This window comes from Kaarinaea lacus, from assembly GCF_975902315.1.
Map to the genome: position 1 here is coordinate 1 of NZ_CDLKIE010000493.1, position 8,955 is coordinate 8,955.

Sequence of the window (8,955 nt, forward strand, 5' to 3'; positions counted from 1 at the left end):
GAGATGAAGGAACGGTTTCAATTACCGAGAGAATTAATGGGAATCCAAACCCCATTAGCAATGCGGGCAACAGCAGCACAATGCCGGTAAAGAAAAACTGCCATAAATACCAAATACCAATCGAAGATTGCATTGTCAGGCTTATTTGCCACGCTTCGACCCACTGAAATACGAAAGGAATTCCCAAGGAAATGATTGCTACAGATAATTCAATGATCGCAAACAACCGCAATGGATTTGATATGCGATGCAATATTTTTGTACCAAGCAGGCTACCAGCACCCAGGCCAAGCATAAAGGCAGCGACGGTGATCACGACGCCAAATATACTGACTCCGAACTGCAGGGAAAGCATTCTAACCCACAAAACTTCGTAGGCCAGACTCGCTAATCCGGAAAAAAAGTACAGAATGAGAATAAAGAATAAAACGTGCTTATTGGGAGTGTTTGATAGCGATTTTGACACGATAAATAAGTTTCAAGAGAATTTGCAATTACTGTCAAAAGCCTCAAAACGGCCAAAACCATACTAATCCGACCACTGCATGCCCCATGGCCAAAGTAAGACTTAAACCGGCAAAAATCATATGGGCAATGTAGACATCTTTACCAAATACACCCATCGCGACACCCAAACCAACAGTAATAAATATAAAAATAAGTAAAGGAACCCCCATCGCGAACATTATCTGCCGCTTTCGCTGGTCATCAATTTTTACGATATCACTTTCGATATCGCCCGCCTGGGATGTAAAAGACTGAATAACTTGCGACTCACTGGATTCTGCTGATTTACTAACATCAACTTTTCGATCTTCATTTTCCGCACTAACCAAAAAAGGAACCAGACAGAAACAAAGTGAAAGCAATACTAATTTAAATACATGCATAGGCTTACAGGTTTACTGTGATTCTTCTGTCGAGGCTTCCGTTTCCAGTTGCTTTGATTTTTCTTCTTTATGCTTCTTAAAGGTGAAGTACCAGTACAATATTGCGCTCAACACAAAAGGAAACAGAATTATCATCAGTAAGAAAATAAATATTAACCAGGGTGTATCTATCGACACATGCAGGTATCGGTAACTATCTGCAGCGACACTGCATTCTATATATAACAGGCTGCTTACGAATGCCGTCACTATAGATAAATTGCGAAAAATATTTTTGTTCATTTTAAATAACTTCCTGACTAGCACTTATTTATTAGGCGCATCTTTAGCACAACGAAAACCAAAAAAATCTGACGCATAATGCGGCATGGAAAAATTACGATGATAGGACGACGTTGAAAACGGATCGCTTTTCCAGGAACCACCACGACGAACTTTAAACACCCTGTCTTCTACTTCAACCAATTCACCGACATTCATCGCCTTGTCTTCAGGGGTATTAGCAACTAACGTTTTCGCTTTAAATACTGATGCCGGCGCTCTGGATCCTTCGTAAGGGACCAAATCACTGTCTGTCCATTGACTTACATTTCCTGCCATATCGTAAACACCATACACACTAGTCCCGGTATTATATCGTGTTACCACTGTCGTTGATCCAACATTATAGTAAGTATTTAATTTTGCAGGATCCATCACATCACCCCAAGGCCAGCGTTTACCGTCAGTTCCCCTGGCAGCCTTTTCCCATTCTGCCTCTGTAGGTAACCGTTTTCCCCTGTATTCGCAATATGCTTTCGCATCAAACCAGGAAACCATCGTTACAGGGTGTAACAGCTTGTTATCCGGGATTTTACCATTTTCCCAATCCAGTGGTGGTCGGCGCTTTTCAGACGCAACAAACCGTGCATACTGAGCATTGGTGACTAGATATTTATCAATATAATAATCTCCCAGGTATACCTTATGCGCCGGTTGATTCTGAATATCAGCACGCTCAGAATCAGTTCCCATTATGAATTCTCCCTTTGGAATGAGAACGAGACTGTCATATTCTGCCCATTGTTCAGAGGGTAATAATGCAGCAACTTCGGCCTGCATATAAGTCTCTGTCGCCTTTTCCTGAGCTTCATGAAGCTGGTGTCGAGTTATATCCTCTCCAGCAGCACGAATATGTTTGTGCTCATCTTTCAGGTCATAAGAGGCTCTGGCACGCATATCGGACATTCTATTGGCGCCCAGTTGAACAACATGCGCAGCGCCAAAAACCATGGCTAACGCAATACAGGTAATTAATGTAGCAACGAGATAACGTTTGCGAATTAACCGCTGTTGTTCAGTGAGCTGAATTCGAGGAGCACGTAACGACATAATTATTCACTAGATGGTGTCTCTTTCTTATTATTCTCATTGGGCTTGATATAAAGATTTTCAGCCTCTTCCGGACTGGTTCGCCCGTAAATTCGCTTTATCATGGCCTCTCCGAATACTCCACCGATGGCAGCACACTCAACAGCGAGAATTACAAAAAAGAGCCACCAGCCAAAAGGCATAAGAGACATACCTACAGGTAATTCGAGAAGATATTCACTCTCCAAATAAGCAAGCGTTCTGACTATCATTGGCGGGAAATAACATAACCACTTACCACCCAAACCAAAAACTGCCGTAGTAGCCAGTCCAACAAAAACTGGGATAATAAATATTTGGACCGCCCAAAGTGCATTAAATATTGCCAGAGGATCATTTAAAGGAACCCATTCTAAACGCACACCAAGCAAACGATCACCGACATAGTTAACAAGGCAACCAACCATAATTGCAAGCGTTCCTGATATAAACCTGGCTTTTCTCACGGCTTATACTCTTTTCCCGTTAGTTTCTCGTAGGCCCGCTTTTTAGTTTCTTCAAGATACCAGTCTTCCACTTTCAAACTAGCCATATATTTCGCTAATATTTTACGTTCTTCATCCGTCGCCATTGCCAATGAAGGCATTTGAAATTCTTTTTTGAGGCGTGTGGGTACTAATTCCTGAGGATTTTCTGATGAAAAATATTGATAAAACCATTCTTCACTTTTTAAAGATCCCATACCATCCAGCGCAGGAGCCGGAACCGATTGCATCATACTCCTTTTTGTCCACAGACTATGACAGTCATGGCATTGGTACTTGGAAAATAATACCCTGGCTTTTTTAGCAAGATCTTGCGATGCAGTTGTGTAATAGGGAATGCCTTTATCCTCTTCTTTTTGGGTCGTAACACTGTAGCCTTTAATTGCTGCAGTGATAATGATTGCCACCCCCATCACAACTAAAATACCTTTTTCTCCTCTCTTCATGGCATTTACAACCTACTACACTAACAAGTCTGCTTATATTTTAATGGCTTCGCTCAAGATGCCTTTTTCTTGGCTTCTGCTCTTTTCTCTGCTTCCTCTTTCAAGAACTTATCTCGCAACTCTTCCTGATGCTTATTAACTTCCATCGCTTTTTTGAACTCTTCGTCCGACATTTTATCTTTATCATCCTCATCAAACACCACGTATTTAATGTCTTCATCAAATTGTTCATTTTTTGCGGCCCAACGAATAGCAATAATCGAAGCGATGATTATTCCCGCTCCGGCCACTAGCCATAAATATATTGTCCAGCCATCTTCAAGGTTATTTAAAAAATCCATACCATCCTCCTATACCAAAAAACCATGCATCATTTGCGCAGCCCCAAAAACGATAGCGACAATTACGCCTATCAAGATCCAGACAAATAATATTTTCTCCCCTTTTTTCAGTTGTTGCGTCTTATCCTTGAACATAAACATAAACGCAATGACCAAAAATACTACAATAGCAAAAATTAAGAAATAGAACATACCCGTACTGAAATTTTGGGTACTCATCCCTTCGATACTCATATCGATACCCAAGGGACGATTAATATCACCTTCAGCAACTTTTAACAAAAACGGGAAATCTCTAAACATATTAACTACCTGAATTTTTTGCGATAATTCTTTATCATAATAAAACTGTATAAATACTATTCAACGTCAGTTTTAGTGAATTTTGTTTCCTTATAGTACGCAAAAAGCCATGTCACCTGAACGATGACATGGCTTTAAAGCTAATATTAGCTACTTATTTGGAGTAAGTATCAACTCCCTCTTTATCTTTGTCGTATTTGTCTACGAAAAAGCTGTAGATAAAAGGGAATGTATAAACTACCAACACCCAAAGTAACATTGCAAATGGGCCATTATCTAAATCAATCATTGTAATCTCTCCCTAAAATTCTTAGTGACTCTTAGTATGATCAGGCACATAACTGTAGTTTGGCAAACGCTTCACCGCTATGATGACAGATACACAGAAAATAATGATAAAGAAAATATCAATAGTGTATCCCTTATCCCACCAAGGTTGGCTACGAATGGTGGATCCATCCTCACGTTTCTCACCTTCGAAATTAGCGAGGACAAGCCGGTTACCAAGTACAGTGTACTCTTCCATGCGCGCCCCTTTGCGTTGTAGCTCGATGATTGGACCCTTAATCATACGCAGGTCATCCATCGTTAAGGGATGTCTTTCTTGCAGGGCAGCCCATTTGGAACCGTCTGTTCTTACCTTGTTAACAATATACTCCATCTTTGCAGCATCATCAGCGATCGCCTGCACTTCCGGTGTATCCATTAATTTTACATACTCTTCATAGATAGCAGCTGTTGGTCGCTGACCCCAGAGCGGCGCAGTTATAAGGAATGCTGTAATGATTGTTAATATTAGCAATCCAACCACCGGTTGTGGTAAACGATTATTATTTTCTGCTATTCCACCCAGACTTTCACCTTCCCAAACCTTAATCGCTTCTTGATTTTGCTCATCGGTTGTTAAGGAGTAAAGCGGATTATCAAATCTCCAAGCCATGTCTATCCCCTCCCACTATTTAAGACTTAATACGAAATCTATCAAAGCCCGAGCTTCACTGTCTGCAGCAGGCACAGGCACCTCAGGAGGATAGACAATTTCGTTTGAAGCATACTGAGTGTACTCAGCACGCCACTTATCGTAATCGATTGGATTTCCGCTTGCGTCTTTTTCACCCCACAAGTAATCATAACGAGGCATGATTGAGTGTGGTTGCACCAGGCGTGGATTGAAAAAATGCATCATCATCCATTCACGAGAAGAGTTCCGCGAACCAACATGAGTCAAATCAGGCGCTTTACGGTCTGAACCAAAGGCAGTAGGACTTTCACCATTGAAGTCACCCAGCATTGGGGGCGCACCAAAATATTGCCAGTCTTGAGTTTCTTCAGGCAACAAGGTGTGACACCACCAGCAACCTTCACGAACGAACATAATCTTACCTTTACCAATATGGTAAGTATTTTCATCAGTGGCCACTTTCATGACTGCATCAGGTGTCCATCCGCGTGTAGCAGTAGCATTTTCAATGTATGGAATTGATTCGCCACCCTCATCTACTTCGCGCACGATAAATACCGCACCCTTGGTGTCATCGGCCTGTTCAATTTTACCTAGTGTTAAACTTTTTTCAGTTGGCTTTTCACCAAGAATGATTGGATGGCGAATCCCGTTAGGGAACGGCACGCCTGGTTGATACACATAAGCGCGTGTTGCTTCTATGGTTGCACCAGTTTTCGGATCTGTGCTGATCTCAACTGTCTGCGGTTTAGCTTCACCTTTCAGGAATGGGTCTTCGTAGCTAAAGCCCCCAACCCGACCAAATCCTAACTGACGCTCTAAACCAACTTCAGTCACGGATACATTACGAATGTCCATTGCAGGCATGTACAGCGTGATGAACATCGAGGACCCGAAGGCGAGCCCGAACATCCGGGCTCCGATTGTATATTCTCTAAATGCCATGGTTTAAATCCCTCCCAAGTAATTCTTTTAGTTATTAACGTTCGTAGGCCAATTCATGTGGCAAGCGACCCGCAGGTATTACAGTACCTTGACGCATTGTTTTCCACATATTGAATAGCCACACACAGTTACCAAGGAATACCATGGTTCCACCAACCCAACGCGCGATCATGTATGGATGCTCGGCGATAACAACGTCGATGTATGGTACTTCGTAGATTTTACCAGCACCTTGAATCAAACCAGCAATGGTCATAGAGATCCAGTAAGTTGTAAAACCAACCAGCAACATCCAGAAATGGAAGTTAGCCAAAGCCAGCGAGTACAGTTTACGTCTCAACAGAGTTTGCAGACCGTAGTAAACCGCAGCTGCCTCAAGGAACGTTGAGAATCCAAGCAGTGCCAGGTGAGCGTGAGCAACGATCCAGCCAGTACCGTGAATGTACCAGTTAATCGCGCGAGTTTGCTGAAAACCACCTTGCATGTTCAAAGGAATCGCCATCAGTACACCGGTGATAGTGAATTTGATTTCAACGTTCTCAACGAACATTTTCCATTTCCCGGACATGGTCAACAACAGGTTAGATACGAAGGCGATCGCAGGTACAAGGATCAACACACCCTCTACTGATGCGAAAGACTTCAACCACTCTGGCAGAGGAGCTGACATCAAGTGGTGCGCAGCAGGTGTTGAGTAGAACACGACAACTGACCAGAAGTGCAAGTGACCAATACGGTGTGAGTAAAGCGGATTACCGGTTACTTTCGGTACGATGTAATAAGAGATCGCAGCCGCAACTGGTGTAATCCACAATCCTAATACGTTATGTGCAAACCACCAGGTAAGATACGCTTCAGTCAAACCAGTCAATTGGAAAAACTCAGGTGAGTTACCAACACTGAATACAATGATTACCATGAATGTTGCTGCACCAAAGAACCAGTTTGTTGTATATATACCCTGAGTACGGCGAGTTTTTATGGTCATTACCACGTTTAAGCATAGTGGCGACAAAATACCGAAAATGATTGCCAAATCGATTGGCCAAATCATATCGGAATATTCACGACCGGATGACATACCAAACCACAACAAGGTCAATCCCAAGCCAAGACCCAGATTCCAGATGAAGCAGTTCCAAACACCCAGCTTCTCTGACCACAATTTCGTATTACCTAATGCAGGCGTGATGTACATCATGGCCATCGCAAATGCCATTGAGATCCAGCCGACGATTACAGCCAGAACGTGTACCTGGCGCATGTGACCGAACGACAGCATTTCAATGCCTGTCACGAAATCAGGAAACGCCAACTTAGCAGCGTTGAATGAACCTAATCCAGTTCCGACAATAAACCACAGAATGGATGAAAAACCGAAAAATATCGCCGCCGAACCTGGTGGGATATCTTCGTTTTTAGCAAAAAGATATTTAAACATTTAACTACCCCTCCCCAATAATAATTCTAATTTGCACCCATTCAATCAGATCTGATTTTTCAGGCTGTCACGAGGCATTAACAAATACCAACCAAACCACATGCTTGAAAAAGCAAGTGCTATACAAAAAATTGTTGCGATCATTGACAACATGGCGTTAACCCCTTTAATAAAAAATTCAATTCCAATTAAGTCATTTACAAGAACAGCGAATTTCGACCAATGCGCGCATTGGCAGAAACTATTAGCCAGCGGCTGCCTGCCTTTCTAATTCGTTATGACGATTAACTGCAACATGAAGTGTGATATAGAAAGCTACACCGAAGATAATCATTGCCCAGTCAATGAATCCAGTAAATGTTACCGGATTATAGGCATCTCCAAACCAGCCTCCCCAGTCTTCAAACTTACCACGACCCAGGAAACACATTAAAGCAGCGCCAAACACACTGCCGTTTCCCATACCGGTAAGCATTCCTGAAACAAAAGTAAGTATAAATGGATTTTTCATCCCCTGACCTCCTCAGCAATAGCAATCTATATTTGTTATTTAATTTAGTAGACCCGCTAATATTATTTGGGTGTAGCTCTAACGGCTACTTGCATACATATTTTGCTACGAATTTGTCTGCAACTAATTATAATTCTTGCTCACTTCTACGAATTTGAATTCAATTTAACCCTACTACTGCATCCTTCGGTTAGCTCAAACTCAGCCTCGTACCCATTCATACTTCCGGGTTATATTGGGTCGAAATCGTGTCATATGTGCCACATCAGGTCAAGCCTTAATTGGGCTTTCCCTATAAATCTAAAGTGTTATCGATTTAACTATATTTTCAGATTTACATTACACAAATCGGTTGTGTCTATGTTATAACTCAGCGCAACGATAAGGTTTTCTACAGTTCTTACTATTGCCGTTTAAACAAGAAACATTGAGCTATATCAAATGAAAGAAATAATTATCCTGATCTTTGTGGCTATAAGCTCATTATTTATACTGGGTTATTCAGTTCACATGTTTATTGGAGGCCTTGTTAGCCCTGAAGCTGAAAAGGTTTCCATAGTAATAGCGTGTTCAATCGGTGCTGTTATTTTAATGCTGCTGGGACTAGATATTATTAAACAGCGTAGAAAACGCTAACCTATATTTATAAATTTTATATCGCCAGCGTCTTTGCGACCCGACGACGCCTCCGTTTTACTCCATCCTCAAATATGTGTGATTATCAGTCAGCGATTAAATTTCGTAGGTAAATCTGGTCCGTTACGTATACCTATATATAAGTATTTATAAGTAAGAATATTAATAATAACTTAATGCCTTACTAGGCAAACACTTTCAGCACACCCCCCAGTTTCTGATATTCCGTTTGGTCGTTAAACTGCCCTTTATGAAAAACATACTGACGCTTCATGCCTGATGCATCTAAGCCCGTTAATCCAAATGACTTTCCCGCGTAATCGGAAAAATAACGTACGTTTTTGATGAGTTCTACCTTGCTACCATTGCGCAGCTCCAGCAACACTCGCTGTTTATTTACGTCCAGCAACACCGGCGCATTTGGCAAAACCATCAGACGCCCCAATATACGGTGAATACCCTGGTAGAAAAAGAAGCATGCGAGGAAAAACAATAAATAGGCCAGTGCATGATTTGGCTGGTACCAGAATATAAATGCACCCACTGCCAATCCAGAAACCGTCGGAACATACATTAATGCATCCCA

General features: G+C 41.8%; 14 protein-coding genes. 1 reads left to right on the forward strand and 13 read right to left on the reverse strand.

Annotation, left to right across the window (positions count from 1 at the left end):
* The 12 genes from ACWVCM_RS15340 to ACWVCM_RS15395 all read right to left on the reverse strand — a co-directional run.
* A partial coding sequence (locus tag ACWVCM_RS15340; protein WP_455202640.1) for a hypothetical protein occupies positions 1–355 on the reverse strand: 355 nt, incomplete at its 3' end.
* A gap of 154 nt (positions 356–509) precedes the next feature.
* Positions 510–836, reverse strand: coding sequence for a hypothetical protein (locus tag ACWVCM_RS15345; protein ID WP_455202641.1), 327 nt, complete (start codon positions 834–836; stop codon positions 510–512).
* A gap of 66 nt (positions 837–902) precedes the next feature.
* The gene (locus ACWVCM_RS15350; protein WP_455202642.1) at positions 903–1,172 is read right to left on the reverse strand and encodes a hypothetical protein; all 270 of its coding nucleotides are present in this window, start codon (positions 1,170–1,172) and stop codon (positions 903–905) included.
* Between the two features lie 24 nt (positions 1,173–1,196).
* Complete coding sequence (locus ACWVCM_RS15355) at positions 1,197–2,261, reverse strand: formylglycine-generating enzyme family protein (protein ID WP_455202643.1); 1,065 nt, start codon at positions 2,259–2,261, stop codon at positions 1,197–1,199.
* Positions 2,262–2,263: 2 nt separating this feature from the next.
* A complete protein-coding gene (locus ACWVCM_RS15360; RefSeq protein WP_455202644.1) occupies positions 2,264–2,746 on the reverse strand; it encodes a hypothetical protein in 483 nt (160 codons plus the stop codon).
* Positions 2,743–3,231 carry a c-type cytochrome gene (locus ACWVCM_RS15365; RefSeq protein ID WP_455202645.1) on the reverse strand — a complete coding sequence of 163 codons (489 nt, stop codon included), beginning with the start codon at positions 3,229–3,231 and terminating at the stop codon, positions 2,743–2,745. Before ACWVCM_RS15365 ends, ACWVCM_RS15360 begins: the two co-directional genes overlap by 4 nt.
* Positions 3,232–3,284: 53 nt before the next feature.
* Complete coding sequence (locus ACWVCM_RS15370; protein ID WP_455202646.1) at positions 3,285–3,572, reverse strand: hypothetical protein; 288 nt, start codon at positions 3,570–3,572, stop codon at positions 3,285–3,287.
* A 9-nt stretch (positions 3,573–3,581) separates the two neighbouring features.
* On the reverse strand, positions 3,582–3,875 hold the full coding sequence (locus ACWVCM_RS15375; protein WP_455202647.1) for a hypothetical protein: 294 nt from the start codon (positions 3,873–3,875) through the stop codon (positions 3,582–3,584).
* Positions 3,876–4,185: 310 nt separating this feature from the next.
* Positions 4,186–4,815, reverse strand: coding sequence for a hypothetical protein (locus ACWVCM_RS15380; protein ID WP_455202648.1), 630 nt, complete (start codon positions 4,813–4,815; stop codon positions 4,186–4,188).
* A gap of 15 nt (positions 4,816–4,830) precedes the next feature.
* The gene (locus ACWVCM_RS15385; protein ID WP_455202649.1) at positions 4,831–5,721 is read right to left on the reverse strand and encodes a cbb3-type cytochrome c oxidase subunit II; all 891 of its coding nucleotides are present in this window, start codon (positions 5,719–5,721) and stop codon (positions 4,831–4,833) included.
* Positions 5,722–5,815: 94 nt separating this feature from the next.
* Entirely contained in the window at positions 5,816–7,222 is a 1,407-nt protein-coding gene (locus tag ACWVCM_RS15390) for a cbb3-type cytochrome c oxidase subunit I (protein WP_455202650.1), read from the reverse strand.
* 244 nt (positions 7,223–7,466) lie between these two features.
* A complete protein-coding gene (locus ACWVCM_RS15395) occupies positions 7,467–7,733 on the reverse strand; it encodes a hypothetical protein (RefSeq protein ID WP_455202651.1) in 267 nt (88 codons plus the stop codon).
* A gap of 441 nt (positions 7,734–8,174) precedes the next feature.
* Here ACWVCM_RS15395 and ACWVCM_RS15400 point away from each other — a divergent pair, with 441 nt between their 5' ends.
* Positions 8,175–8,369 carry a hypothetical protein gene (locus ACWVCM_RS15400; RefSeq protein WP_455202652.1) on the forward strand — a complete coding sequence of 65 codons (195 nt, stop codon included), beginning with the start codon at positions 8,175–8,177 and terminating at the stop codon, positions 8,367–8,369.
* A 184-nt stretch (positions 8,370–8,553) separates the two neighbouring features.
* Here the strand turns inward: ACWVCM_RS15400 and ACWVCM_RS15405 are convergent.
* Positions 8,554–8,955: hypothetical protein (locus ACWVCM_RS15405; protein WP_455202653.1), on the reverse strand; the 402-nt coding region annotated here is incomplete at its 5' end.

Excerpts from the sequence above, each read along its gene's own strand:
- ACWVCM_RS15365 (WP_455202645.1), bottom strand. The coding sequence starts at position 3,231 with ATGAAGAGAGGAGAAAAAGGTATTTTAGTTGTGATGGGGGTGGCAATC.
- ACWVCM_RS15395 (WP_455202651.1), bottom strand. The coding sequence starts at position 7,733 with ATGAAAAATCCATTTATACTTACTTTTGTTTCAGGAATGCTTACCGGT.
- ACWVCM_RS15370 (WP_455202646.1), bottom strand. The coding sequence starts at position 3,572 with ATGGATTTTTTAAATAACCTTGAAGATGGCTGGACAATATATTTATGG.
- ACWVCM_RS15385 (WP_455202649.1), bottom strand. The coding sequence starts at position 5,721 with ATGTTCATCACGCTGTACATGCCTGCAATGGACATTCGTAATGTATCC.
- ACWVCM_RS15375 (WP_455202647.1), bottom strand. The coding sequence starts at position 3,875 with ATGTTTAGAGATTTCCCGTTTTTGTTAAAAGTTGCTGAAGGTGATATT.
- ACWVCM_RS15380 (WP_455202648.1), bottom strand. The coding sequence starts at position 4,815 with ATGGCTTGGAGATTTGATAATCCGCTTTACTCCTTAACAACCGATGAG.
- ACWVCM_RS15355 (WP_455202643.1), bottom strand. The coding sequence starts at position 2,261 with ATGTCGTTACGTGCTCCTCGAATTCAGCTCACTGAACAACAGCGGTTA.
- ACWVCM_RS15390 (WP_455202650.1), bottom strand. The coding sequence starts at position 7,222 with ATGTTTAAATATCTTTTTGCTAAAAACGAAGATATCCCACCAGGTTCG.
- ACWVCM_RS15350 (WP_455202642.1), bottom strand. The coding sequence starts at position 1,172 with ATGAACAAAAATATTTTTCGCAATTTATCTATAGTGACGGCATTCGTA.
- ACWVCM_RS15400 (WP_455202652.1), top strand. The coding sequence starts at position 8,175 with ATGAAAGAAATAATTATCCTGATCTTTGTGGCTATAAGCTCATTATTT.